Consider the following 24,125-nt stretch of genomic DNA (forward strand, 5'->3'; position numbering starts at 1 on the left):
GGAAGTGCTGCGATAGCAGCTTGCTTCCAGCAAGGAAGGATTTGCCCGCCCTGTGCGGGCATTTTCATTTCAAGCGACCTGATCTCAATGCCGCATTTGGCTTGGTGGTTGTTCCTACATAATTGCGCAAATTTGATTTTCTTGCTCTTGAACGGGGCCGAACTTACGACCCTCTATTGGTGCCAGCCCTTACAGGTCAGAAGTACACTTTCATCAATGGCCTAGAGATCCAAGCCATGATTTTTGTCACTGCCCCTCCATTTCAGCCGCCACTTCCTTAGCCAACCCAACAAAGACCCGCGCCGCCGCGCTTCGGTAAGCGTCCTTACGCTGCATCAGAACGGCGGTCCGCTGCAAGCGCACGGGATCAAGCGCAATGGCGACCAGGTCCTGATGGGCGAATGCGATTGTTGCGGGCAAGAGTGTCGACAGGCTCGTTCTGCGGACGATTTCGATCACCGCACTGATCGAGTTGGCCTCTATCTGTACTTTCGGGCGAATATCGTGCTGGTGGCAGAAGCGATCGATCTGTTCGCGCGTCGCGAACTCTGCGCTGAGCAGCGCCAATGACTCGGCGCTAAGGGCCCGCAGTCCAATCGACGTTTCACTTGCCAGAGGGTGCCCGGTACTGACAACGAGCGCGAGGGTTTCTACCAGCAGCGGGTCTGTATCGATATCTGGTGTAGGTGCGCCGGCGAACGCGATCCCTACATCGACCTCATCGGACAGGAGCAATTCCTCCATTTGCTCCTGGGAAATCTCCCGCACGTTGAGGGAGATATTCGGGTAGCGACTGTGGAACGCCTCGACGAGAGGGCCGACCAGATATGTCGTGAACGTCGGCGTCACTGCAACGCGCAACGTACCACGGCTGAGATCGCTCACGTCGTGGATAGCGCGCTTGGCTTCCCGAAACTCCTGCGATGCGCGGCGCACGTATTGCAGATAGACCTCCCCGGAATCCGTCAATCGGGTCGTACGCCCCGATCGGTCGAACAATTGCACGCCGAGGCTTTCCTCCATCAACCTGACCTGCTGCGAAAGCGCCGGCTGCGAGACATGCAGAGCTTCCGCAGCCCGTGTGAAGCTCTGATGCTCCGCCACTGCGAGGAAATAGCGGACCTGTCGGGCGAGCATATCAAAACCTATAAGATTATCTAATCCACCTCATAATAAACAAGACTTTTACATTATGCCATGCCTTCCGTAGCTTTCTTCTCAACAGATCGCGAAACGGAGATTGCAGCGATGAAAGACATTATTGACGGCTTTCTGAAGTTCCAGAGGGAAGCCTTCCCTGAGCGGGTTAAGCTGTTCAAGGACTTGGCAAATCAGCAGAGCCCGCGTGCCCTGTTCATTTCCTGCTCGGATAGCCGCCTGGTGCCTGAGCTGGTTACCCAGCGCGAGCCGGGCGACCTCTTCGTCATTCGAAACGCCGGCAACATCGTCCCCTCCTACGGCCCAGAGCCGGGCGGCGTTTCTGCTTCGGTCGAGTACGCTGTCGCGGCATTACAGGTCTCGGACATCGTGATTTGTGGCCACTCCGACTGCGGCGCGATGACCGCCATCGCGACGTGCAAGTGCCTGGATCACATGCCCGCCGTCGGCAGCTGGTTGCGTTACGCAGACTCTGCCCGTGTCGTGAACGAAGCCCGCCAGCACAAGGATGAGTCCGCCAAGGTCGCATCGATGGTGCGCGAAAACGTCATCGCCCAGCTCGCCAATATCCAGACCCACCCCTCGGTGCGGTTGGCCCTCGAAGAGGGACGCATCACCCTGCATGGCTGGATTTACGACATCGCGAGCGGACTTATCGAAGCTTTCGATGGCAGCAGGGGCGCCTTCGTCTCCCTCGCGGGCAACCGCGACGTCCAAGCCGTCAAGTACCAAGCCAGGCGCGTTGCCTGAACCCCAATCCCAACCACGGAGAAAATCGCAATGTTGCAGTCCCAAGCCACACAGACCACTCGCCAGGACCTGACGGACGTCATCCTCGCATCGAAACTCAGGAAGGACCTGAGCTACGCCCAGATCACCGAGGGCACCGGCCTGTCGGAAGCGTTCGTCACCGCCGCCCTCCTCGGCCAGCACCCGCTACCGGCTGACGCTGCCAAAGTCGTGGGCGAAAAGCTCGACCTCGACGTCGACGGCATCGCCCTACTGCAGACTCTCCCTATCCGCGGCAGCATTGGAAACGGTGTACCGACCGATCCGACCATCTACCGCTTTTACGAGATCGTGCAGGTATATGGAACGACGCTGAAAGCTCTGGTCCACGAAAAATTCGGTGACGGCATCATCAGCGCCATCAACTTCAAGTTGGACATCAAGAAGGTCGAAGATCCGGAAGGCGGCTCCCGCGCCGTGATCACGCTGGATGGCAAGTACCTCCCGAGCAAGCCGTTTTGACCACGCTATTCGTATTCAACGCCGCACTTTCATTACCGCGATCCCCGCTGTGGCCCTTGCGGGCTCCGCGCTTGCCGCAACCGCTCAAATCACGAAAGGAAACACCATGACACGTCCCCCACTCCCCCCGTTCACCCGAGAAGCTGCCATCGAAAAGGTTCGCCTGGCCGAAGATGGCTGGAACACGCGCGATGCGGCGAAGGTCGCTCTGGCCTACACACTCGATACGCGCTGGCGTAACCGGGTCGAATTCGCGACAAATCGAGAAGAGGCCCGGGCTTTCCTGACGCGCAAGTGGAACAAGGAACACGAATACCGGCTCATCAAGGAGCTGTGGGCCTTTACGGACAACCGCATCGCGGTGCGTTATGCCTATGAATACCACGACGACGGTGGGCAATGGTTCCGCGCTTACGGGAACGAGAACTGGCTCTTCGCCGAGGATGGACTGATGTCGCATCGGCACGCCAGCATCAACGAGATGCCAATCGCTGAAGCGGATCGCAAATACCACTGGCCCCTTGGCCGCCGTCCGGATGACCATCCGTCGCTGAGTGACCTGGGCCTCTGAGCTACGAACCAGTTCTCGTCGATCGCGCCAGTGCTCCGCTCGCACTGGTGCGATTTGCTATCATGATGGGACACTTTATCTCTTGAGAATGCCAACCATTCGATTGATAGCGCCCCAATATTCCTTGTGCATGGTTTCGGCTGCTTCCGAGATCGCCAGCTTCCAAGCAGGCCCGCGATCCCATGCCTCTTCCAGAGCGTCAGCTAGTGATGGCCCATGGCCCGTGACCGGCAGGGCGTCGAATAGTATTCCTGCCTGTCTAAGATCTTTATCCCGTTTGGCCTGGCCGCCGGCGTCATTCTGGCGGCGACCGGCAATGATAAGCTTGTGCACCGCGTACCTGCAAGGATCAGGGATAACAACTGAGACACCGGCACCATGTAGCAAGATCGAACGAACGGGATCGCGGATCAAGAAATCCATGAATCTCAGCGGTTCGGCTAACGCGCCGCCGAGAGCGGGCATGTTGGCGGGTTTGCCCGAATATTCTTCGGCTCCCCTGTTTGTCGTCATGAACTCGACCCTGTAACCGCTCTGATTCCCGAAGGCATGAGATCGAGAGCTGCCGTTGATATGCGGCACTGCGCGGAACGTTGGATCAAGCCCTTTTAGGAGATCGAGGATCGGCGGCAGCGAATCTGCCACCTCGGCGGAGATCGCGAAATCCAGGGCTAGGTCTGCATCACCTGTTAGGATCGCCGCCGAGGGCAGGCGGATGCCAAGATATGCGGAGTAGCATTGAAAAGCGACCGTGCCGATGAGAACACCGCGCAGCCGGAAGAGACCGGCCTTGGCAAGCGCCAGTACAATATCGCCGGTAAAGCGATCAGCGGCAATCAAACCGGCTTCGCGCGTTAGCGTGGAAACGAACTTGCGGCGAACCTTATAGTCTGACTTCTCACCCTTGAAGGTTTCGACGCGTTCCGAAATCAAGGGATCATCGGCAGGCCCGACATACCGGCGCTTCTGCCCACCCTCACCGTCGGGTTGGTCGAAATACCAATAGCGCCGACCATCGACCGTCATCGGCACGAATCTACCCGATAGGGGGAAGTCTTCCGCCCAATCATCATCAAATGCCCGTTGCTGGAGTTCCGCGACCATGGTGCGGAACATGAGATCAATCTGTTTAATCACGGTGGTCACTATATCGTTTTCACAAATCTAGTATAACAATGATCTACAAGGAGATGGGGGCAGATGGCAGTCGCCCTTCTGATGGCAGCTATTCATCGGCCTGAGCAAAAGCCGCAGATGCGAAATGTTATTCGCAGCCGGCTCATTCAGCGTGAGAGCGTAGCTGCACCCGCATAAGGGAAGTGCCGCCGCCTTCATCAGCAAATCATGCAGAGTCGACAATCCACTGGTCGTCCGGGGTGGGGACGACGGAATAGATCGATTTGCCGGCGGCGACACGTCAAGGCCTCTATCGACTGCAGCCCTAACTTCCAGCAAAAAGCGTCCGGCCCTAGTGAGCGGGCTGCCTGTTCGATGGCCGGAAACCAATGCGGCTTGCCGAAGCTTTTTAGCTGTGGTCTAGTCCTCGTTGATATGGCACCCAAATGTACGTCGCACATGGTGACGTATGCAGAGCAAATCCGGCAAGCATATAGTTGTGCCGCGATGATTGGGCGAGCGTTTCGATGAACGAAAGCCGCGTAATTTCTGACATGGGCGGAAATGATTTGAACGAGACTCAACAACTGTGGGAATGGCGCGAGAAGATCGCAAATCTCTACTACGAGGTACGTTCTAGTCCGGACGCGGTTGCTGCCTGGAGGCTTTGGTGCGACACCCGTTCGACCCTGTTTCGCGACCATCCTCAGTCGCCAATTGAATCGGCGAATCGCAAGACGTTCGAAGGGCCGACGACATTTTCTTATGATTCCTCGTTGCGCTTTACGGTACAGCTTGTCCCGGTAACGCCGGAACGGACAACCGTCGCGACAGGGGTGGATGGCGACCTGACGATGCACGCATTCTCCCGTACAATGGGGCTGGAGACCAGATTGGGTGGCGAATTGACCCTTTACTGGATTGAGGGGTACGGCGGTGGCGTGTTCCTGCCGTTTGCCGACGCGACCTCAGGGACCGAGACGTATGGCGGTGGCCGATATCTCCTCGACACCATTAAGGGAGCGGATCTCGGAGTTGTCCGTCCAGACGGCACACTAGTGCTTGATTTCAACTTCTCCTATTTTCCTTCGTGCGCCTATTCTTCCCGCTATGTCTGCCCATTAGCGCCATCGGGCAATCGACTGAACGGCGCGGTGAAAGCCGGAGAACGGCTACCTATCTCGAAATGAGCCGCGGTGAAGCGGAGATGCAGTGATTGTGATGAAAGCACATCCCTTGCAAATAGGATTCTGCTTCCTGCCGTTCACTGTCGGTGTGGCAAACCTTTACCGCATCCAGTCGCCTGATAGCTATTTTGATTGGGCTCGAGGCTGATAGTTGAGTTGACATCAGAATTGCTTTGTCAAGAAAGAACGACAGGTCATGGCTTGTCGCCCAACCGGGGTTCAGCCGCCTCAATTCTTGCGCCCAAAGGTCATTTATCTGAGGCCATTTTTCAGCCGAGTTAAATTTCGATCTAAAAGACCTTTTTAAATAGAATCTACATGGCCTCTCGCCGCACTCATCCCGCAATCTGGCGTGCCACCTATGTTGGGCTTAGGTTTCAATCAGCCGCGCTAAGACTTTCAAATGGTCACGCCTTTACTTTCAATCAGTCATCGGCGTACTGCTGCTGGCGAGTTTAAGGATCTCGCCAAAAACGAAAGTCTCCAGCAACGCCCCGAACTGCCCTCTGTCGTCCCGGAGTCTCTCGAGAGAGAGGTCACGAAGGGATGCGAGCAGACCGGAATCGAGGAAATGTATTTTCGGGGTTAGACATGCCCGCTTTGAGTTTTCGCACTTTCGCGACAAGCAGCAGAACGAAGTCGATATCGTCATCGAAGACGGAAGAGGGAGGGTTGTCGGTATCGAAATAAAGGCAGCAGCATCCGTCTCGAGTTCTGATTTTTCCGGGTTGCGAATTTTGGCCGAAGCATGCGGAGAGCGGTTTGTTTCAGGCATTGTCCTGTACGACCATGACAAGGTGGTTCCGTTCGGGGAACGCCTGTCCGCCGTGCCAATTTCGGCATTGTGGCGTTAGCACGCAAGAATTTCGCTGTGGTCTCCGGACCTGAGCATTCTTGAAACTTCGACTGTTTCGATAAAAAAGCCTCCGGTTCGATTCACAGCAAGACGGCCGGGAATTGTGTAGGTTATTGGATAAATTTCGCTTGGGACGCCTTGCAAGCGGGCCCGCTGAGAACTCAGTTGAGATCGCCATTAATACTTTATCGAAGATCCACCACTGCTATAGATCGGTCCTGCGCCGTGGCAAAGTAAAGTCGCTCTGCTGCCATTGCGTGCATAAACCTCAAAATGCAACCAACAAAGGTGGCTGGTAAACCCGACCTGAAGCGATTGACGTCGCCTGGAGGGCGCGAACGTCTTCCAGGCACTCGACCATTTCATCAATCGTTACGTTCCTACGATCTTAGACCGTCTTGACGACGAGCTCCTCATGTGTGTCGGCGATCGTGGGCGCTGTCGTGACCCTCAGAAGGGATAGTGCTGGGCCGGATCCTCGATGGTAATCCACCGGAGATCGGTGAATTCGGCGATCGCCGCTTTGCCGCCGAAGCGGCCGTAGCCACTGCCCTTGACGCCGCCGAAGGGCATTTGCGCTTCGTCATGCAGGGTTGGGCCGTTGATGTGGCAGATGCCGGACTGGATGCGACCCGCGACCGCAAGCGCGCGCTGCACGTCGCGGCTGAAGACGGCGGACGAGAGGCCGTATTCCGTATCGTTGGCGACGCGCACCGCCTCGTCCTCATCCGCCACGCGGATAATCGGCTTCACCGGACCGAAGGATTCTTCCGAATAGACGCGCATGTCAGGCGTGACGAAATCGAGCAGTGTGGCTTCGACCACGGTGCCGTTACGCTTGCCGCCGGCCACGAGCTTGGCACCCTTCGCCTCAGCGTCGGCGATCAGCTCCTCCATCTTCTTGGCAGCGTCAAGGCTGATCAGCGAGCCGAGGACAACATGGCCGCGCGGATCGCCGGCGGGCAGAACAGCGGCACGCGCCGCAAGCTTGGCGACGAAGGTATCCGCGATCGCCTGATGGACGACGATGCGTTCAGTCGACATGCAGATCTGGCCCTGGTGCATGAAGGCACCGAAGATCGCCGCATTGACGGCGCCGTCGATATCCGCATCCTCAAGTACGACGAGCGGCGCCTTGCCACCGAGTTCCAGAAGAGCGGGCTTCAGGTGCTTGCCGCTGAGCTCGGCGATGATTTTACCGACCTTGGTAGAGCCGGTGAAGTTGACGCGACGAATGGCGGGATGGGCAATCAGCGCCTCGACGATACCGGGCGCGTCTTCAGGCGCATTGGTGATGACATTGATGACGCCGGCAGGCAGGCCTGCCTCACTCAGAGCGGTTGCGATCAGCCGCTGTGTGCCGGGGCATTGCTCGGAAGCCTTGAGGATCACGGTGTTGCCGCAGGCGATCGGCATGGCAATGGCGCGTGTCGCCAGGATCACAGGCGCATTCCAGGGCGCGATAGCAAGGCAAACGCCGGCTGCCTGACGCACGCCCATGGCGAGCGTGCCGGGCTTGTCGGACGGGATGATCTCGCCGCCGATCTGTGTCGTCATAGCGGCCGCCTCACGCAGGATATTGGCCGCTAGCATGACATTGAAACCGGCCCACGGCGCCGTCGCCCCCGTCTCCTCCATCATCAGCTTGGTAAACTCGCCGACCTTGGCGTCCATGATATCTGCGGCCTTGGCCAGGATCGTGCGGCGCTGCCCAGGGCCCGTGCTCGACCATGTGGAAAACGCATTGGAGGCAGCCTCGATCGCAGTGGCAACATCCTCAGGCCCTGCTGCCGGTGCCGTGCTTGCCAGCTCTCCCGTGAAAGGATCGCAGCGGTCGCAGGTGCGGCCGCTCGCCGCCGGCTTGTCGACGCCGTTGATAAGAAGGGAAATGTTCATCTCGTGTCTCCTGATGAGGATGGTATTTCAAAAGCCAAGCACGTCGGCATTGATGGAGGCTTCCAACCCGCCATCGACCGGCACATTGGCACCATTGATCCAGCGCGCCCCGTCGGAACACAGGAACAGGATGGCAGGCGCGATATCGGCCGAATTGCCGGCTCGTCCGACCCGCGTGATATCGCTATCGACGCGGGCATCGCCGAGTACGGCACGGAATTGTTTCAAAATCGGCGTCTCGACCGGACCGGGGCTGACGGCATTGACGCGAACGCCGCGCGCCTTGAAGAGAGGCTCGTGCGCGGCGCGCATTGTCCAGAGCAGCAGCAGTTCCTTGGAAAGCGGATAACCCTCTTCGTTCTTCAGTCCGTGCTCGCTGACCAGAGAGGCTACATCCGGAAAGCCCGCGACGGCAGTCAACGTCTTTGCCCGTTCCAGATTAGCGCGCCAGCCATAGCCGGCGATCGAGGCGACATTGACGATCGCTCCACCCTCGCGCAGCCGAGATGCGACAGTTTCCGAAAGAGCGCGCAGACCATAGAAGTTGACGGCCAGTGTCGCCGTGACGCCGGTGTTTCCCGAGAGGCCGGCGACGTTGGCCAGCGCATCGATGCGGTTGGGCAGTTGCTTGACGATTTCCTCGACGCCCACGGCGGTCGAAAGATCCCCTTTGATGAAGGAGCTGAAGCCCGATGACGGTTCCCGGACATCGACGCCGATGACGTCGGCCCCCATTTGCCCCGCAAGTTCCGCGGCACAAGCGCCGATGCCCGAGGCAACGCCGGTAATGAGTATGGTCTTGCCGAAAAGCATGATTTCACCTTCTCATGAAGCGCAGCGAACGCTGCCGCTATTGTTTGTCCTTGAAGAGACCCGAAATCGTCAGTCGATAGCCCACGGGTAAAAGCTGCAGATCGAAGCGGCGTTCGATTTCGCCCCAGAGGCCGCGCGGCAAGTAGAGGGAGAAGAGCACCGCAGTTGCGCCGAGGCCGACCAGATACCAGACCCCCGTTCCGCCGAAGACAGTCTCGACGATGAAGAAGAGAATAGCGCCGAGGATCGCGCCCTCGAACTTGCCGATGCCGCCGACCAGCACCATGAAAATCATGTAGGCGGTCCATTGCACGCTAAAATAGGTCTTGGGCTGGAAGGTGACTGCCGTTGCCAGCCACAGGCCGCCGGCAACAGCAATACCAAAGGCGGCAAGGACGAAGAGCAGGCGTTTTGTTACCGCCACGCGAACGCCCACGGAGGTTGCCGCATCCTCATTGTCGCGGATCGCCTGCATGGCCGCCCCAGCCCGGCTGCGCATCAAAGCAAAGAACGCACCCAGGAGGGTGACCATGGCCGTCAGCGCCAGCCAATAGATCGCCACGCGCCGCGTACTGCTGTCATAGGCGTTCAAGGAAATCAGCGAGGTCCCGGTTTCGCCCTGAATGAGCCGATCAAGATTGACGAGCAGATGGGCAAGCTCGGCAAGCACCCACATGCCGATGGCAAACTCGCCTCCCTTCAGCCGCAGCATCAGCCACGAGAGCGGTAGCGATATGACGCCGGTGACGACTGCCGCGGCGATAAGCGAAACGAACGGATCGAGTCCCGCATCTGCCAGACGGATGGTGAAATAGGCGCCAAGTCCGAAAAAGACCTGCTGGCCAACGGAGACGAGACCGCCGAAGCCTGCGAGCGCATTCCACATGGCCGCCAGGATCACGTAGATGAAGAGGGCGGTCATGCGATCGGTGACGCCAGCGCTGGCGACGGTGGGCATAGCGGCGAGAAGGCCGATTGCCAACATCATGGCAGTCAGGGTCATTCGCGAGGATGTGGTCCAGCGCTCGACGGAAATTCCAGGCGCGATCGTATTCATGATGGGCTCCGAAGACGCGAGCGGATTTTACCGAGGCTCAGGAAGCCGAACTGGTGCAGCCGCACGAAAAGAACGATGAGGAAGGCAATATGGCCGCCGATCAGAAAACCCTGTGGATGGATCTGGGCGCCGATCGACTGCGCCAGTCCAAGCACGATGCCGCCGAGCAAAGTTCCCCAAAGCGAACCGGCACCGCCGATGACGGCCGCCTCGAAGGCAAACAATAGCTGCGGCGCGCCCGAATAAGGATTGAAGGTCGCTCGCATGGCCAGAAACGCACCTGCAATGCCGACCGTGACCATGGTGATCGCAGTCGCGACAGCGTTGACACGGCGCGCATCGATGCCGACGAGACCGGCTGTATCCGGATCCTCCGCCGTGGCGCGAATCGAGCGGCCGAGTGCAACGCGGCTCAAGAACAACTGCAGCCCGCCGATGATCACGATTGCCGTCACCATCATCAGCACGGCAAGCTTACCGACGAAAACGTGACCCGGCGGCTGCCAGGACGCATAGGAGAGATTGCCGATGAAGGGCGCGAGCGAGCGCGTATCTGCCCCGAATTGTTCGAACAGCAGATTGTCGATGACGATCGACAAGCCGAAGGTCGTCAGGATCGGCAAAAGCGTACCTGCGCGCGCGCTCCGCTCGAGGACGAAACGCTGCAAAAGCCAACCGATGATTGCCATGACAGGCAACACGATCAGCAGGCCGATGAAGGGCGGAATGCCGAGTTTCGCCGCCAGCAGCCAGAGGCCATAGGCGGCGGCAACGGCAAGGCTGCCATGGGCGAGATTGATGATGCGCATGACGGAGAACATGAAGGACAGGCCGCAGGCGATGACGGCATAGTAACCGCCGAGCAGAATGCCTTGAATGAGGGTGTTGGTCACGAGACGCTCCTCTCGGCTGTCGCCCGATGCAGGCCGAAATAGGCCCGGGTCACCTCCTCACGCGTCACGCCACTCGCCGGCCTGTCGAGCACGATACTGCCCTCCAGCATGCAAATGACACGCGTTGCGACGCCCATGGCGCGCGCCAGATCCTGTTCGACGAGCACGATGGTCGTGCCAGAAGACAAGAGCCCTTGCAGTTGCTCATAGACGCGATCGACAACGAGCGGCGACAGGCCCAGGGAGACCTCGTCGAGCAAGAGAATGTCGGGATTGCTCATCAGCGCCCGCCCGATCGCCGTTGCCTGCTGCTCACCACCCGACAGATGGCCGGTCTTGGCGTGCCGCCGCGGCTTCAGGTTTGGAAAGGCATCAAAGACGCGCTCGACTGTCCACTCACCCTTGCGGCCGGCGCTGGCGCCGAGCAGCAGATTTTCCTCGACCGTCATCTGTGAGAATAGCCGTCTCCCTTCCGGGACGAGCGCAATGCCCCTGGCGATGCGCTTGTGAGCGGGAACGGCCGTGACATCTTCGCCATCGAGCAGGATCTGACCCGCAGCCGGCAGATGCGCACCGGCGATGGAACGCAGCAGCGTCGTCTTGCCTGCGCCATTGGCGCCGACGAGTGCCAGCACCTCGCGCTTGGCGAGATCGAAACTGATGCCGCGCACCGCCTGCAAAAGGCCATGTCGGACATCGAGAGTGCGAACGGAAAGATTGCTCACGCGGGCGTTCCCCCAAGATAGGCGCGCACCACTTCGGCATCGCTCATGACCGCCTTTGGATCGCCATCGGCGATGATCTTGCCCGCATCCATGCAGATCAGCCGTTCGACGACCTGCAAAAGGATATGAACGATATGCTCGATCCAGACGATGCCGATGCCGCGCCGCCGCAGTTCAAGAATAGTGCCGACGAGTTCGCTTGCCTCGCCATCTGTCAGCCCGCCGCCGATCTCGTCGAGCAGCAGCACGCGTGGACCCGTCGCGAGCGCGCGGGCCAGCTCAAGTCGCTTGCGATCGAGCAGGCCGAGCGTGTCGGCGCGGCGATTGGCGACACCCAGCATACCGCAGAGGCGCAAAGAATCGACAACGCGCTCATAAGCCTCGTCACGGCTCGATGCCTTACCGTGCGCGGCGGCGACGAAGACATTCTCGAATGTCGTCATGCCGCTGAACGGTTTTGGAATCTGATGCGTCCTGACAAGACCCGACCGGCAGCGGTCGGCGGCTGTCAAAGCCGTTACATTCCGGCCGTCGAAGGTGATCGTTCCTTCATTCAACGGAAAGGCGCCGGCCAGTGCGCCCAGCAAGGTCGTCTTGCCGGCTCCGTTCGGGCCCACGATGCCGACGGCATCGCTGTCTCCCATGGAAAAATCGAGGTTTTCGAGTACCACAAGCGCCCCGAAGCGCTTGTGGATCCCCTTAGCCGAGAGAAATTCCCCTCTCGGCCGATGTCCATCTTGTCCCTGCACGATGGCCTTACCCATTGTAGGCGATGAGTTTGGCGGCGACCGGCACATTCGGATCGGTGGCGTGTTCGGTCACGACATAGTCGAGTGCGAATTTCGAGCCGGTCGGCGCCTTGACCCATTGCGTGCCGATGATCGGCCCGGGAGAGACATTGGCGACAGGGCCGCTTGTAAAGTCCACCTTGCCGGCGATCGTCGTCGTCTTCAGCGTGCTCAGCGCCTTGGCAACGGCTTCCTTGCTCTTCGCATCCGAGGCGGCTTTGAGCGCATCGAACCCCGCGTCGATAAGCGCCAGGCTCGCGCCAAGCTGCTGCGACCATTGCTTGCCGCTTGTCGCTTCGTAGCCGTCCGCAAGCTCGGGTCCGGAAACGCCCGTCAGCGACGACTTGTAAGGGAAGGCTTTATGCCAATAGGCGGCGCTGGCGATGTTGACACCGAGGTCGCCGAGCGCCTCGATATCGGACGGAAACAACCCTGTCTTGGCGACCTGGCAGATCTTGATCTGCTGGATGAGGCCCTGCTGTGCCGCCTGACGCCAGAAGGCCGCAAAATCCGGCGGGATCGGAAAGCTGTTGAAGATCTCCACGCCTTCCTGGCGGAAGAGCGCGATCTGGGACGAAAAATCGGTTGTTCCCGTCTCATAGGCGCCGGGATCGACGATGGTAAAGCCGGCTTTGGCTAGCGCCGGCGCCAGGTTGGCGCGGATCGCATTGCCATCGGCATCGTTCGGATACATAACCCCGACCTTCTTGTTGGTCTCGATCAGGTTCCATTGCGAGATATAGGTCTTGAGGAATTCACCGACGCCAAAGCCGAAGTGATAAGTCCATTTGAACGGCGACGGCGCGCCGGGCTTGGCGCCGCGCCCGAAATACCAGGCCTCCCATGGCATGACCGTCGACAGGCACGGCACGCCCGCCGCCTCGCAGGCATCGGCGACAGGATTGATGGTTTCAGGCGTCGAGACCGCCAGCATCAGATCGACCGCCTGGTTGTTGATCAGGTCCTTTGCCAATTGGCCGGCGCGCGACGGATCGGACTGCGTGTCGCGATCAAGGATCTCGACCTTCCAGGTCTTGCCGCCGGCCTGCAATCCATTGGCCAGCGCCTTGCGCGCCAATTCCAGCACATAGCCGTCCGTCTCGCCGAAGCCGCCGAGCGGGCCTGTGCGCGGGCTGATAAAGCCGATCTTGAGCGTATCGTCGGCTGCGGATGCTGCCCGCCCGCCAAAAGCCAGTGCTGCACTACCTGCAGCCGTTGCCGCCATGAACGAACGTCGCGTCAGCGATGCGGCGTTGATACTCGTTCCGATAAGATTGTTGGTCATGCAATCGTTCCTCCCCTTTTTCGAGGCCCTCTCGCCCCGATGCTTCTTCTTCAGTCTTACTGGTTGAGTGCCTTAATGTGGCTCAGATCGGATAGTGACGCGTGCCGGATGCCAGCGTGATCCAGCGTAGCTCGGTGAATTCGTCGATCACGGCCCCGCCGCCGAAACGGCCGTAGCCGCTGGACTTGACCCCGCCGAAGGGCATTTGCGGTTCGTCGGAAACCGTCGCCTCGTTGATGTGGCAGATGCCGGTCTCGATACGTTTGGCAACGGCTAGCGCCTGGTTGATGTCGCGGCTGAACACTGCCGAGGACAGTCCGTATTCGTTGTCGTTGGCGATAGTGATGGCCTCCTCGACACTGTCGACGCGGATGATCGCCGCCAGCGGTCCAAAGCTTTCTTCTCGGTAGAGGCGCATGGCGGGCGTCACGTGATCGACAACGGTCGCATCCACCAGCATGCCGTTCGCATGCCCACCGCAGACGACGACCCCTCCTTTCTGCAGGGCGTCGTCAACGAGCGCCCTGACACGCCGCACTGCTTCGGCGTTGATCATGGTTCCAAGCGGCGTGTTTCCTTGACTTGGATCTCCGGCCACGAGCGTTACCGCCTTCGCCTTGAATTTCTCGACGAATTCATCGGCGATCTCCTCGAGCAGGATAATGCGTTCCGTCGACATGCAGATCTGGCCCTGGTTCATGAAGGCACCGAAGGCGGCGGCGCGGACCGCCTCGTCGATATCGGCATCGGCAAGCACGATGAAGGGCGCCTTTCCGCCGAGTTCGAGCAGACAGCGCTTCAGATGCCTTGCCGATGTCTCGGCAATGATCCGCCCGACGCGCGTCGAGCCGGTGAAGTTGATCCGTCGTACCGCCGGATGGGCGATCAGGGCCTCGACGACGGTGGCGGCATCCTTGGGAGCATTGGTGACGACATTGACGACCCCCGGCGGAAAGCCCGCCTCGCGCATGACCTCGCCGATCAGGCAATGGGTCTTCGGGCAGAGTTCGGAAGCCTTGAGCACGACCGTGTTGCCGCAGGCAAGCGGCATGGCGATCGCCCGCACGCCAAGGATGATCGGCGCGTTCCAGGGCGCAATGCCGACGCAGACACCGGCGGGCTGGCGCACCGCCATGGAGACGTTGCCCGGAATGCCCGAGGGGATGATCTCGCCGGCAATCTGCGTGGTCATCGAGGCCGCCTCGCGCAATATGTCGGCGGCAAGATCGCAATTGATCGTGGCCCAAAGGGCGGTCGCCCCGGTCTCTGCGATCATCGCCGCCACGAAATCCGCCGAGCGCGCGAGGAGAGCATCTGCCGCCCGATTGAGCATGGCGCGGCGCTCACCCGGTCCTAGTTCCGACCATGCGGGAAAGGCAGCAGCCGCGGCATTGGCCGCCCGCGCTGCGTCCGATGTGGAAGCCGCCGGCGCGATGGTCGCGACATCGCCGGTCGCCGGATCAAGGCATTCGAAGATAGATGCATCTGACGCATCCGTCGTCTCGTCATTGATCAGAAGCTTTGCCACAAACATCGCGATCGTTCGGTCCTCCGCAGGTCTTTCCCTCAAACGCAGCAGCGGGAGAAGGCGTGCACAGACACGCGCGGCCAGGATAGGGCCTCGCAATCGGCGTCTGTCGTGTGGAGTCCTCCTCCCAGAGGCTCATCAGATGAGACTACGCCATTGCAATTGGGAAGGAATGTGTTTTTCTGGGTTAATGTTGTGATTATCTGGCATTCCTGGCGACCTATCGCGGTGCCGACAGGAGGAGGGCTTCATGGTTTCCGATGGCGGCATCCATCACCATGCACACGGCGAGTGGCGGGAGCCATCGCTGTCGCACCGGACGATTCGCTTCCAAAAAGGCATCTATGCCGATTTCCACCATCTGTTTCTGCTGCAGTCTGGAACGGCTGCCTTGTCGTTCGAGCCGGAGGAGCAACGATCGCTACAAGGACCGGCGCTCGCTTATCTGCCACCGCAGCCACGGTGCGAGCTGCGCATGGCTGCTGGTGCTGCAGGCTTCCTGATCGGCGCGTCGCCACAGATCATGGTGGACGCGATCGGCGACCAGGCGGAATCCTATGCGCTGCGGACTTTCAGCGAGCGGCCCTGGTTGACGGACGAACCGACGCCGCATGCCGCCGAAGAGACGCAGCCGCTGGTGGCAGGCTTCGTACGGGAGCTTGGCGATCCCTCGCGCGCCTCGTGGATGGTCATCTCCGCCTATTTGCGGCTGATCCTCATGACGCTGTGGCGCACCGGTGGCGGTGAGGCGGCCGAGCAGCGTGGCCGCGGCGGCGGCGCCTCGACCCTGCAGCGATATCGGCAATTGGTGGAGATCTGGTTCCGGCAGCACCGTCCGATCAGCGATTATGCGCGGGAGCTCGGCGTCACCACCGATCGCCTGCATTCAATCTGCAGCAGCGCGCTCGGGCGCTCTCCCGTGCAGCTCCTGCATGAACGCGTCGTCCAGGAGGCGAAGCTGAGGCTGGAACGCTCCGCCAGGACCGTCCAGGAGATTTCGGACAGTCTTGGATTTCGGGACCCCACCTATTTCAGTCATTTCTTCAAGAGAAAGACCGGATTTTCACCCGCCAGCTATCGCGATTTCGCCAGGAAGGCGGAAGTCGCGCGCAGCGACATGCTTTCGTCGGGCTATTCGGACTGGCCGTGATCAGACTTCGGCCAGGCAGGCCTTGCAGCTCAAACATGGGTAGGTCCGGATGCGGTCAGCATCAAGGCATCCAGCGCCACCGCACCTTCGCCGTCGGGATAGATCACGACAGGATTGAGGTCTATCTCCTGGATCGTCGGTTCGGCCAGCAGCAGCTGGCCGAGCATGGCGATGATGCGGGCGGCGGCATTCACGTCGAGCGGCGGCGAGCCACGGAAACCGCGCAGCAAAGGCGCATTCTTCAGCCGGTGTAGCTCGCGGATGATAGCGTCATCGGGCAGATCGGGCGTCAGAATGCGGACGTCCCCGAGAATCTCCGCCGCAATGCCGCCGAAGCCCGCGAGGACCACAGGTCCCCAATCCGGATCGTTGCGGGCGCCGATGATCAGCTCGATGCCGCGTTTGCCCATGGCTTCGATCAGCACGCCGTCCAGGGTGAGGTGCGGGCGATGGCGCGCGATATCGGCATGCAGCTTGGCCCAGCCCTCCTTGAGGCTGGTTGCGTCCACCAATCCGATAACGACGCCACCCGCATCGCTCTTGTGGCTGAGATCGGGCGATTGCGCCTTCAGCACCACCGGATACCCGATTGCGGCAGCTGCCGCGAGGGCTTGCTCAAGGGTTCTCGCCAGGCGGCCTTCAGGAAAGGGAATTCCGAGTGGCGCCAGGATTTGCTTGGCTTGATATTCGGGAATGACACCTCCTTGGGAGGGGAGGCCGGCAATCGCGACCGGAGCTACGGTGCGGGTGGCAATGTCGCGAGCCGCGAATGCGTCAAAGCGTTTCAGCGCTCGGAAGGCCCGTTCGGTCGACGGGAAATAGACGATGCCGAGCGCCCGCAACTGCGCGATATAGTCCGCCGGGATGGGGGCACCCTCATCGAGCCCGGCAAAGATCAGCGGTTTCGCCGGCTTGCGCTCTCGCACCGCTTTCAGGATCGGCGGCAGCTTGATGGCCGAGGTGACAGGGTCGGTCTGGATGATGCAGGCGACAATGCTGGCGAAACGGGTATCGTCGAATAGCGCGGAGAGTGTTCTGTCGTAAAGGTCCGGCTCCACTAGGCCCTGTGCCGTCAGATCCAGCGGATTGCTGACGCTGACGAAGGGCGGCAGGACGGCGCGCAGCGCTGGCGCGGTCTGATCGTTAATGAGAGGAAGATCCAGCCCAAGCTCCTCACACAGATCGAGCGTCAGCGCCTTGAACGCGCCGGATTCGCCAAGCACTGCCGGGCCTCCGGCCGGGAGTACCGGGCATCGCAGGGCGATCTCGGCGACGTCACCAAGTTCCTCGAGCGTCTCGACCAGAATAACGCCGGCACTTGCGACCTTTGTGCGCATGACCTGATAGTCACCGGCCATGGCGCCGGTGTGAGTTGCGGCGGATTCACGCGCCGCCCTGCTCCGTCCGGGATGAAGAAGGACGATCCGCTTTCCCCTCGCATGCGCTTTGTGCGCCGCGGCAAGGAAACGGGCGGGCCTGCGAAACTGTTCGACGATCATCGCGATGACCCTCGTGGAGGTGTCCTGCACCAGAAACTCCACATAGTCTTCGACGCCACTTGCGGCTTCGTTGCCGGTCGAGATGGAATAGGAGAGGCCCAGATCGCGGCTAGCGAAGGTCACGCCGAGAACGGCAGCCATGGCACCGCTCTGCGACACGATCGCAATGCCCGCCCTGGCGCCTAGTTCCTCTGATGCGGTTTCGATGAAGGTCAGGGGGATGCGATCAACATGGTTGACCATGCCGAGGCAGTTCGGCCCCTCGATCACCATTCCCACCTCGGCCGCTATGCGGGTGATCTCGCGCTGATCGGCCAATCCTTCCTCGCCGCCCTCAGCAAAGCCCGCCGAAAAGATCACCGCCGCACCAACACGGCGGCGGGCAAGCGCCTCGATAGAGGGAAGCACGGCAGCGCGCGGCACGGCAAGAACGGCCGCGTCCACCCCGTCCGGCAGGTCATCTATCGAGGCGAGGCAGGGCCGGTCGCCGATATCGGTCCGTTTGGGGTTGATCAGATGAATGTCACCGGCATAGCCGCTGCGGTCGAGATTGGACAGTACCGAAGCGCCGAGCGCGCCGGGCTTGTCGGAGGCGCCAACGATCGCCACCGATCTCGGACGTAGCAGCCGTTCAATCGAACGGCTAGGAAGAGCCAATGGGCGCGCGCTAGTGGTCTCGACCGTCATGGTAGGCGCTCCTCAGGCCTGGTGCTTGGATTTGTCATAGGCACCAAGCCCGGGCTTGTAGGTCTTGTCGTCGATGAACTGCTTGATGCCTTCCTTGCGTCCCTCGTTGTCATAACTGTTGGCCGCTTCCTGGGCGCGGACGAGGTAATCCTCCGCATTGTCGTAGGTCATCTCCCGCACGCGGCGAATGGCATCCTTGGTGGCTTTGAGGGCGACGGGGTTCTTCTGCAATAGGATGTTGGCGACATCGGTCACACGCGCCTTCAACTGCGCGAGCGGTAGGGACTCGTTGACGAAGCCCCATTCTGCCGCCTTCCTGCCGCCGATGTTCTCGCCGGTCAGCGCGTGGTACATGGCGTTGCGGAAGCATGTGAGTTCGGTGGCCACCTTGGCGGCGCCACCGCCGGGCAGGATGCCCCAGTTGATCTCGCTCAACCCAAATTTGGCTTCATCGGCAGCAAAGGCGAGGTCGCAGGCGAAAAGAGGTCCGTAACCCCCGCCGAAGCACCAACCGTTTACCATGGCGATGGTCGGTTTCTGATACCAGCGCAACCGGCGCCACCAACCATAGCTCTCACGCTGTGCCTTTCGCGTACCGTGTAGACCGTGAGCCTCGGTCTCGCGGAAATATTCCTTGAGATCCATACCTGCCGACCAGGCCGTACCCTCACCGGACAGAACCAGCACACCGACGTCGGTCCGAAACTCGAGTTCGTCCAGAACCTCCATCATGCGCCGATTGAGTGTGGGGCTCATGGCATTGCGTTTCTCCGGGCGGTTGAAGCTGACCCAGGCGATACCGGCTTCAACGACGAAGGCGACGGTATCTTTTTCGGGATGTTCTGTTGTCATAATGCTGTCCTTTTTGCCGTTTGGGCCTGCACATCAAAAGGGAGCCGGCCGCAAAGTCGCGACCTGTGTTGAATTGGGTAAAGCCTCACCAGAGCCTGGCGAGCCGCAGTGATATCCAAAATGAGGCGCTTCACGCCAGCTGGTGCGAATGTGCAGAAAGCTGTTGCGACCGTTGATCGACGGATCGCGGGACATCTGCAGGGATCTTAAAGAAATTCCTCCAATACCGGCATACGACCTCCCTGCCGGTAATGTTATGTCTCATAGCATTATTTGATTGTTATGCGCAATAGCATTATAGCCGGACTATGGATATCGACGCCCGTACATCGAAATTGAGCGACCCGCTCGAGATCTTGCTTGGCTATCAGCTGAGGAGGGCGTCCAATGTGATGATGGCCGATCTGGGCTCAAGGCTTCAGGCAATCGAGCTCAGGCCGGTCGAAGCTTCCATTCTGACGCTGATCGATGCCAATCCCGGCTGCACCCAGAGCGATCTCGGACGCAGCCTCGGCATCCAGCGCGCCAACATGGTTCCCTTAATGTTCGGGCTGACCAAAGCCGGGCTTGTCGACCGGGTTCCGCTCGGTGGCCGATCGCAGGCTCTTCGCCTCACGAGGACTGGTCTGGAGAGGGTGGAGACGGTGCATGCGATCATCGACGCGCACGAGGCGCGGTTTCTGCGCCTTTTCGCGCCCGAACTGCGGGAGGCAGCGTTGGAAGTCCTACGAAGTATCCGGCAAGAGGGCGAATCGCGCGAGGATAACCTCGAACTCACAACCTCGGTTGATCGGCTGAAGCCATAACATCCGGTTCTTGCAGTACTGCTCATACTACTTATTATTGAATTGTACCGAGAAGTGGACCCCGCACTGCCGGATTTTTTCGTCGAGAACTGGCTCTGACACAGATTGCTGAGGCGAAAGCCTGCCATGCTGATCAATCTCGCTATGCTCTGCCGTAGAACTGGCGTTTGATGAGCTTCAGCCGTGTGCCCGGAATAGCTGCGCCGGCGGGCGATGGAAGCTCTGGCGACCGTTTTTCCATCCGGCGACAGCCGGAGCGATGGTAGCAACGGCATCGCCGCCCGACTGTGCGTCGAAAAGGACAAGATCGGCCGCATTGCCGACCGAAATGCCATAGGATTGTAGCCCGAGAAGGGCGGCCGCCTGGGCTGTCACCATGCCGAAAACTCCCCTCAAGCCGTCGGCGGAGCCGATCTGCGCAACATTGGCGTAGAGATTGGCTATGCGCATCAGATTGACGTCGCCGAAGGGCGTGAAGGGATTGAGGACGTTGTTGGTAGAAAGAGAGGTCACCACGCCAAGCTCGGCCAGGCGGTGCGCAGGGGTCACGCCGCGCGGCACGAGGTGCGTCGCGTTGCGGCCGGTTAGAAACAGATCGGTGGCGGGAAGCACGGTGAGCGCAATGCCGGCTTCGGCAAGGCGGCGGGCGACCGGTGAAAATTCGTCCGGCGGCATGGCCGAGAGATTGGTGACGTGGCCGATAGAGACGCGGCCGTGGTAGCCGCGAGCGAGGGTTTCGGCGATGACAGTCGGAAGGTTGGAATTGGCGGTATCGAGATCGAAATCCAGGTGGAAATCGACGGCCGTATCGAAGCGCGCGGCAAGTGCAAAGATGCGGCGGATGTGCTCGGCCGGCTCGGGATCGGTGTAGGGGCACCCCCCCACGAGGTCGGCGCCGGTTTTCAGCGCCTGCGCCAGCATCTCCTCGGTTCCGATGTCGTTCGTTAGACCCTCCTGGGCGAAGGCACAGATTTCGATATCGATCAGGCGGGCATAGTCGTTCCTGACGCGCTTGATCGCCTCAAAGGAGCGGAAGCCGGCGCGGGGGTCGATCTCGACGAAGGTGCGCAGGCGGGTGGTGCCGTTTAGGATCGCCTTTTCGACCACGGCGGCGGCACGGGCATAAACATCCTCCTCGGTGAAGGCGGCCTTTGCCCTCGAGGTTTCGCTGACAGCCTCCGCCAGGGTCTCGGTGCAGAGATTGCAGCGGCTGATGATGCCGGCCTTGTCGAGATGGATATGGGTTTCGATGAGGCCGCCGCAGGCGAATTTCCCGCCTGCGTCATGGTGCGGTGCGTCGCAGACGAAACGCGGCGCGATTGCCGCGATGCGGCCCGCCTCGAAGGCGATGTCCGTCGGCTCGATCGAGCCCGGCAGTCGGGCATTGCGGATGACGAAATCGATCTCCATGGGGTCTCCTCAGACCGATAGAAGAAAATTACGGGCGACGCGGTTGTGGTCGGCGATAAGCGTCTGGATATCGACGCCCGCAGCCATGCCGTCGGTGACGCGCCATTCGCCCGCGATCATGACGCGGTCGGCCGTGGTCGCGCCGCAGAGCACCAGGGCGGCCAGCGGATCGCCGGCGCCGGAGAAACGCAATTCGTCAAGCTTGTAGAAGGCCAGATCTGCCTGGCCGCCCGGCGCGATGGTGCCGATGTCGCCGCGGCCGAGCAGCTTTGCCGAGCCAGCGGTTCCCCAGCGCAGCGCGTCGAAATGGGTGACGGCTTCGGCGCCGTATGTCAGGCGGTTCAGCATCAGCGCATGGCGCACGCTTTCCATCAAGCTGGAATTGTCGTTGGAGGCCGAGCCGTCGACGCCGAGCCCCACTGGGACGCCTGCGGCTTCCAGCTCGCAGGTGCGGCACATGCCCGATGCAAGCACCATGTTCGAGGTCGGGCAGTGGCAGATGCCGACGCCGTGTCGGCCGAGCTCGGCGATCTCCGCATCGTCGAAATGGATGCCGTGGGCGAGCCAGGTGCGGGAATTCAACCAGCCGCATCGGTCGAGATATTCTACCGCCGTGCAGGCGAATTTGCTGCGGCAGAATTCGGCCTCCGCTCTGGTCTCGACCAGATGAGTGTGGAGCCGGCAATCGTAGCGTTCCGCCAGCGCTGCCGTTTCGCGCATCAGTTCCAGCGTGACATCGAAGGGCGCGCAGGGCGCAAGCGCCACTTGTGTCATCGCCCCCTCCGACCGGTCATGATACCGCCGCAACACGCGCTCGCTGTCGGCCAGGATCACGTCGTCGTCCTGCACGACATTGGCCGGCGAAATGACGCCCTGCTGGTCCTTGATGTTGAGGCTGCCCCGGGTCAGTGTAATGCGCATGCCGAGGCGAGCTGCCTCCTCGGCTTCGACGTCCATCGCGTCTTCGAGGCCGGCGGCGTAGAGATAGTGGTGGTCGGAGGTGGTGGTGCAGCCGGAAAGCAGGAGCTCGGTCAGCGCGAGACGGACGGCAAGACGGAAGGCTTCGGGCGTCATGTGCTTTGCCCAAATCGGATAGAGCGCGCGGATCCATGGCCAGAGCGACTTGTTGATCGCCCTCGGATGGGCGCGCGTCAGGGTCTGGAACATATGGTGATGGGCGTTGACGAGACCGGGAATGACGACGTGCCTGCCGGCGTCGAAGCGCGCATCGACAGGGCTCGGGGGCTGCCGTCCAGCCGCGATCAGCTCGACGATAAGGCCGTTTTCGACGATGATGCCGCCTTCAGCGCCCTCGGCCATGATGGCGAGCGGCGATTGAATCCAGAGGCGACCCTTCATCGGCGATGCTCCCATGCACCATGCATTGGCGGAAAAATCAGGCGACCAGTCGGCCGTCGCGGGCAATGATGGCGCCGCCGCGGAAAACGGTGCGATCGAGAGGACGAACGGCGACGGCTTCTGCCAGAGACGCGGCAGGCAAGATGATAAAATTGGCAGGCGAGCCGGCCCGGAGGGGGGCGACGGGGCGGCCGAGGATCTCGGCCGGCGCCTCCGTCGCCAGGCGGAAGGCCGCTGCCAGATCCTCGTTCGAGCGGAAATCCTGGCGATCGCACAGAATGCCGACGCGCTCCAGCATGTCGCCGTTGCCGAAAGGCGACCAGGCATCGCGGATATTGTCGCTGGCAACAAAGAGCCGAACGCCGGCGGCGGCAAGCCGCTTGACCGGCGGCATGGGCACCGGCCCCGGCGCGCTGGTCATGACCGCCACGCCCGATCTGGCGAGTGCGGCCGCGGTGCGGCCGAAATCCGCATCATCCAGCTCGCCCAGACAGAAAGCGTGGCTGACGACCACCTTGCCTTCAAGGCCGAGCACCGCGGCGCGATCGGCGATCTGGCGGAGCTCGAAGGCGCCGAGCGCTCCGCCGTCATGCAGATGGATATCGAGCCCGACGCCGTATTTGGCGGCGACGGCGAAGATCGCATCGAGATGACCGGTCACGTCGTTGTCGATGCCGGCCGGATCGAGGCCGCCGACGAGATCGGCGCCGGCCGCGACTGCCGCGTCGAGGAGCTTCGCGGTTCCGGGATCGCGCAGCACGCCGGATTGCGGGAAGGCAACGGTCTGGATATCGACGAGATGACCATGGCTCCCCTTCAGTGAAAGTACAGCCTCGAGACCTTTCAGGCCAACTTCGGTATCGATGTCGACGTGGCTGCGTACGGAGAGCGTGCCGTAGGCGGCGAGCCTTTCCAGCAGAGCGCCGCCGCGGGCTTCGACCGGCAGGGCCACAGTGCGCCGCAGGGACTTCTCGGCCTCGATCCGCTTGGCGACCGTATCGCCCGGGATATGCGGCATGAAAGGCAGGCCGATCAGCGTCTTGTCGAGATGAATATGGCCGTCGACGAACGGAAGGCTGAGCAGGCCGCCCGCCGCATCGAAACGCGGCACCGTTGGGCCGATGCCGGCCGCCGCCTTCGGGCCGATTGCGGCAATCCGGCTATCGTCCAGAACGAGCGAGACAAGCTCGCCTGCTTCGGTCCTGGCGTTTTCGACTACAAGGCTCGGCGTCATCAAA

General features: G+C 61.0%; 21 protein-coding genes and 2 pseudogenes. 7 read left to right on the forward strand and 16 right to left on the reverse strand.

All coding sequences use genetic code 11. From position 1 onward, the window contains the following. Positions 1 to 246: 246 nt before the first annotated feature. Positions 247 to 1,137, reverse strand: a complete 891-nt coding sequence (gene cynR / locus PY650_RS30470; RefSeq protein ID WP_285883552.1) for a transcriptional regulator CynR — start codon at positions 1,135 to 1,137, stop codon at positions 247 to 249. 111 nt (positions 1,138 to 1,248) lie between these two features. Here cynR and PY650_RS30475 point away from each other — a divergent pair, with 111 nt between their 5' ends. The 3 genes from PY650_RS30475 to PY650_RS30485 all read left to right on the forward strand — a co-directional run bounded on the left by PY650_RS30475 (position 1,249) and on the right by PY650_RS30485 (position 2,980). After that, the gene (locus tag PY650_RS30475; RefSeq protein WP_285883553.1) at positions 1,249 to 1,908 is read left to right on the forward strand and encodes a carbonic anhydrase; all 660 of its coding nucleotides are present in this window, start codon (positions 1,249 to 1,251) and stop codon (positions 1,906 to 1,908) included. Between the two features lie 30 nt (positions 1,909 to 1,938). After that, the gene (gene cynS / locus PY650_RS30480) at positions 1,939 to 2,409 is read left to right on the forward strand and encodes a cyanase (RefSeq protein WP_285883554.1); all 471 of its coding nucleotides are present in this window, start codon (positions 1,939 to 1,941) and stop codon (positions 2,407 to 2,409) included. A gap of 106 nt (positions 2,410 to 2,515) precedes the next feature. Then, positions 2,516 to 2,980 carry a nuclear transport factor 2 family protein gene (locus PY650_RS30485; RefSeq protein WP_285883555.1) on the forward strand — a complete coding sequence of 155 codons (465 nt, stop codon included), beginning with the start codon at positions 2,516 to 2,518 and terminating at the stop codon, positions 2,978 to 2,980. A gap of 75 nt (positions 2,981 to 3,055) precedes the next feature. On the opposite strand, the gene PY650_RS30490 is transcribed toward PY650_RS30485, so the two are convergent. Then, on the reverse strand, positions 3,056 to 4,114 hold the full coding sequence (locus PY650_RS30490; RefSeq protein WP_285883585.1) for a nucleotidyltransferase family protein: 1,059 nt from the start codon (positions 4,112 to 4,114) through the stop codon (positions 3,056 to 3,058). Positions 4,115 to 4,623: 509 nt separating this feature from the next. Here PY650_RS30490 and PY650_RS30495 point away from each other — a divergent pair. Beyond that, complete coding sequence (locus PY650_RS30495; RefSeq protein WP_285883556.1) at positions 4,624 to 5,286, forward strand: DUF1684 domain-containing protein; 663 nt, start codon at positions 4,624 to 4,626, stop codon at positions 5,284 to 5,286. Positions 5,287 to 5,722: 436 nt separating this feature from the next. Here PY650_RS30495 and PY650_RS30500 read toward each other — a convergent pair. Continuing rightward, positions 5,723 to 5,884, reverse strand: a pseudogene (locus PY650_RS30500) (ATP-binding protein); the annotation flags it as partial. On the opposite strand from PY650_RS30500, the pseudogene PY650_RS30505 reads away from it, so the two are divergent. Then, positions 5,874 to 6,137, forward strand: a pseudogene (locus PY650_RS30505) (DUF4143 domain-containing protein); the annotation flags it as partial. The pseudogenes PY650_RS30500 and PY650_RS30505 overlap by 11 nt on opposite strands. A gap of 452 nt (positions 6,138 to 6,589) precedes the next feature. Here PY650_RS30505 and PY650_RS30510 read toward each other — a convergent pair. The 8 genes from PY650_RS30510 to PY650_RS30545 form a co-directional block, all read right to left on the reverse strand. Then, positions 6,590 to 8,035 carry an aldehyde dehydrogenase gene (locus PY650_RS30510; RefSeq protein WP_285883557.1) on the reverse strand — a complete coding sequence of 482 codons (1,446 nt, stop codon included), beginning with the start codon at positions 8,033 to 8,035 and terminating at the stop codon, positions 6,590 to 6,592. Between the two features lie 27 nt (positions 8,036 to 8,062). Beyond that, a complete protein-coding gene (locus tag PY650_RS30515) occupies positions 8,063 to 8,848 on the reverse strand; it encodes a coniferyl-alcohol dehydrogenase (protein WP_285883559.1) in 786 nt (261 codons plus the stop codon). Positions 8,849 to 8,885: 37 nt separating this feature from the next. Then, entirely contained in the window at positions 8,886 to 9,905 is a 1,020-nt protein-coding gene (locus PY650_RS30520; protein ID WP_285883560.1) for a branched-chain amino acid ABC transporter permease, read from the reverse strand. Continuing rightward, positions 9,902 to 10,798 (reverse strand): branched-chain amino acid ABC transporter permease, encoded by an 897-nt coding sequence (locus PY650_RS30525; protein ID WP_285883561.1) that lies wholly within the window; start codon positions 10,796 to 10,798, stop codon positions 9,902 to 9,904. The genes PY650_RS30520 and PY650_RS30525 overlap by 4 nt, the downstream gene beginning before the upstream one ends. Further along, positions 10,795 to 11,523 carry an ABC transporter ATP-binding protein gene (locus PY650_RS30530; RefSeq protein ID WP_285883562.1) on the reverse strand — a complete coding sequence of 243 codons (729 nt, stop codon included), beginning with the start codon at positions 11,521 to 11,523 and terminating at the stop codon, positions 10,795 to 10,797. Before PY650_RS30530 ends, PY650_RS30525 begins: the two co-directional genes overlap by 4 nt. After that, positions 11,520 to 12,272 carry an ABC transporter ATP-binding protein gene (locus PY650_RS30535; protein WP_432761602.1) on the reverse strand — a complete coding sequence of 251 codons (753 nt, stop codon included), beginning with the start codon at positions 12,270 to 12,272 and terminating at the stop codon, positions 11,520 to 11,522. Before PY650_RS30535 ends, PY650_RS30530 begins: the two co-directional genes overlap by 4 nt. Positions 12,273 to 12,279: 7 nt before the next feature. After that, the gene (locus PY650_RS30540; protein ID WP_285883564.1) at positions 12,280 to 13,596 is read right to left on the reverse strand and encodes an ABC transporter substrate-binding protein; all 1,317 of its coding nucleotides are present in this window, start codon (positions 13,594 to 13,596) and stop codon (positions 12,280 to 12,282) included. A gap of 82 nt (positions 13,597 to 13,678) precedes the next feature. Then, on the reverse strand, positions 13,679 to 15,130 hold the full coding sequence (locus tag PY650_RS30545) for an aldehyde dehydrogenase (RefSeq protein WP_285883565.1): 1,452 nt from the start codon (positions 15,128 to 15,130) through the stop codon (positions 13,679 to 13,681). Between the two features lie 244 nt (positions 15,131 to 15,374). Between PY650_RS30545 and PY650_RS30550 the strand changes: the two genes are divergently transcribed. Then, complete coding sequence (locus PY650_RS30550) at positions 15,375 to 16,274, forward strand: helix-turn-helix transcriptional regulator (RefSeq protein WP_285883566.1); 900 nt, start codon at positions 15,375 to 15,377, stop codon at positions 16,272 to 16,274. Between the two features lie 29 nt (positions 16,275 to 16,303). Here PY650_RS30550 and PY650_RS30555 read toward each other — a convergent pair whose 3' ends face one another. Both PY650_RS30555 and PY650_RS30560 read right to left on the reverse strand, forming a co-directional pair. Then, positions 16,304 to 18,460 carry an acetate--CoA ligase family protein gene (locus tag PY650_RS30555; RefSeq protein WP_285883567.1) on the reverse strand — a complete coding sequence of 719 codons (2,157 nt, stop codon included), beginning with the start codon at positions 18,458 to 18,460 and terminating at the stop codon, positions 16,304 to 16,306. Between the two features lie 12 nt (positions 18,461 to 18,472). Further along, positions 18,473 to 19,312, reverse strand: a complete 840-nt coding sequence (locus PY650_RS30560; RefSeq protein WP_285883568.1) for a p-hydroxycinnamoyl CoA hydratase/lyase — start codon at positions 19,310 to 19,312, stop codon at positions 18,473 to 18,475. 392 nt (positions 19,313 to 19,704) lie between these two features. Here PY650_RS30560 and PY650_RS30565 point away from each other — a divergent pair, with 392 nt between their 5' ends. Then, on the forward strand, positions 19,705 to 20,118 hold the full coding sequence (locus tag PY650_RS30565; RefSeq protein WP_285883569.1) for a MarR family winged helix-turn-helix transcriptional regulator: 414 nt from the start codon (positions 19,705 to 19,707) through the stop codon (positions 20,116 to 20,118). A 177-nt stretch (positions 20,119 to 20,295) separates the two neighbouring features. Here the strand turns inward: PY650_RS30565 and PY650_RS30570 are convergent, their stop codons facing one another. The 3 genes from PY650_RS30570 to PY650_RS30580 are packed head-to-tail and all read right to left on the reverse strand — an operon-like array spanning position 20,296 to position 24,121. After that, the gene (locus PY650_RS30570) at positions 20,296 to 21,528 is read right to left on the reverse strand and encodes an amidohydrolase family protein (protein WP_285883570.1); all 1,233 of its coding nucleotides are present in this window, start codon (positions 21,526 to 21,528) and stop codon (positions 20,296 to 20,298) included. A 9-nt stretch (positions 21,529 to 21,537) separates the two neighbouring features. Continuing rightward, positions 21,538 to 22,887 (reverse strand): 8-oxoguanine deaminase, encoded by a 1,350-nt coding sequence (locus tag PY650_RS30575; protein WP_285883571.1) that lies wholly within the window; start codon positions 22,885 to 22,887, stop codon positions 21,538 to 21,540. Between the two features lie 37 nt (positions 22,888 to 22,924). Beyond that, on the reverse strand, positions 22,925 to 24,121 hold the full coding sequence (locus PY650_RS30580) for an amidohydrolase (RefSeq protein WP_285883572.1): 1,197 nt from the start codon (positions 24,119 to 24,121) through the stop codon (positions 22,925 to 22,927). Positions 24,122 to 24,125 lie beyond the last annotated feature (4 nt).

Source organism: Martinezella calliandrae, assembly GCF_030272695.1.
In the GTDB taxonomy this organism is placed as follows: Bacteria; Pseudomonadota; Alphaproteobacteria; order Rhizobiales; family Rhizobiaceae; genus Rhizobium; species Rhizobium calliandrae.

Bases quoted from the DNA above. Each gene is read 5' to 3' on its own strand.
- PY650_RS30475 (WP_285883553.1), top strand. From the start codon at position 1,249: ATGAAAGACATTATTGACGGCTTTCTGAAGTTCCAGAGGGAAGCCTTC.
- PY650_RS30555 (WP_285883567.1), bottom strand. From the start codon at position 18,460: ATGACGGTCGAGACCACTAGCGCGCGCCCATTGGCTCTTCCTAGCCGT.
- PY650_RS30510 (WP_285883557.1), bottom strand. From the start codon at position 8,035: ATGAACATTTCCCTTCTTATCAACGGCGTCGACAAGCCGGCGGCGAGC.
- PY650_RS30515 (WP_285883559.1), bottom strand. From the start codon at position 8,848: ATGCTTTTCGGCAAGACCATACTCATTACCGGCGTTGCCTCGGGCATC.
- PY650_RS30495 (WP_285883556.1), top strand. From the start codon at position 4,624: ATGAACGAAAGCCGCGTAATTTCTGACATGGGCGGAAATGATTTGAAC.
- cynR (WP_285883552.1), bottom strand. From the start codon at position 1,137: ATGCTCGCCCGACAGGTCCGCTATTTCCTCGCAGTGGCGGAGCATCAG.
- PY650_RS30570 (WP_285883570.1), bottom strand. From the start codon at position 21,528: ATGGAGATCGATTTCGTCATCCGCAATGCCCGACTGCCGGGCTCGATC.
- PY650_RS30545 (WP_285883565.1), bottom strand. From the start codon at position 15,130: ATGTTTGTGGCAAAGCTTCTGATCAATGACGAGACGACGGATGCGTCA.
- PY650_RS30540 (WP_285883564.1), bottom strand. From the start codon at position 13,596: ATGACCAACAATCTTATCGGAACGAGTATCAACGCCGCATCGCTGACG.
- PY650_RS30560 (WP_285883568.1), bottom strand. From the start codon at position 19,312: ATGACAACAGAACATCCCGAAAAAGATACCGTCGCCTTCGTCGTTGAA.
- PY650_RS30520 (WP_285883560.1), bottom strand. From the start codon at position 9,905: ATGAATACGATCGCGCCTGGAATTTCCGTCGAGCGCTGGACCACATCC.
- PY650_RS30485 (WP_285883555.1), top strand. From the start codon at position 2,516: ATGACACGTCCCCCACTCCCCCCGTTCACCCGAGAAGCTGCCATCGAA.
- PY650_RS30550 (WP_285883566.1), top strand. From the start codon at position 15,375: ATGGTTTCCGATGGCGGCATCCATCACCATGCACACGGCGAGTGGCGG.
- PY650_RS30580 (WP_285883572.1), bottom strand. From the start codon at position 24,121: ATGACGCCGAGCCTTGTAGTCGAAAACGCCAGGACCGAAGCAGGCGAG.
- PY650_RS30575 (WP_285883571.1), bottom strand. From the start codon at position 22,887: ATGAAGGGTCGCCTCTGGATTCAATCGCCGCTCGCCATCATGGCCGAG.
- cynS (WP_285883554.1), top strand. From the start codon at position 1,939: ATGTTGCAGTCCCAAGCCACACAGACCACTCGCCAGGACCTGACGGAC.
- PY650_RS30565 (WP_285883569.1), top strand. From the start codon at position 19,705: ATGATGGCCGATCTGGGCTCAAGGCTTCAGGCAATCGAGCTCAGGCCG.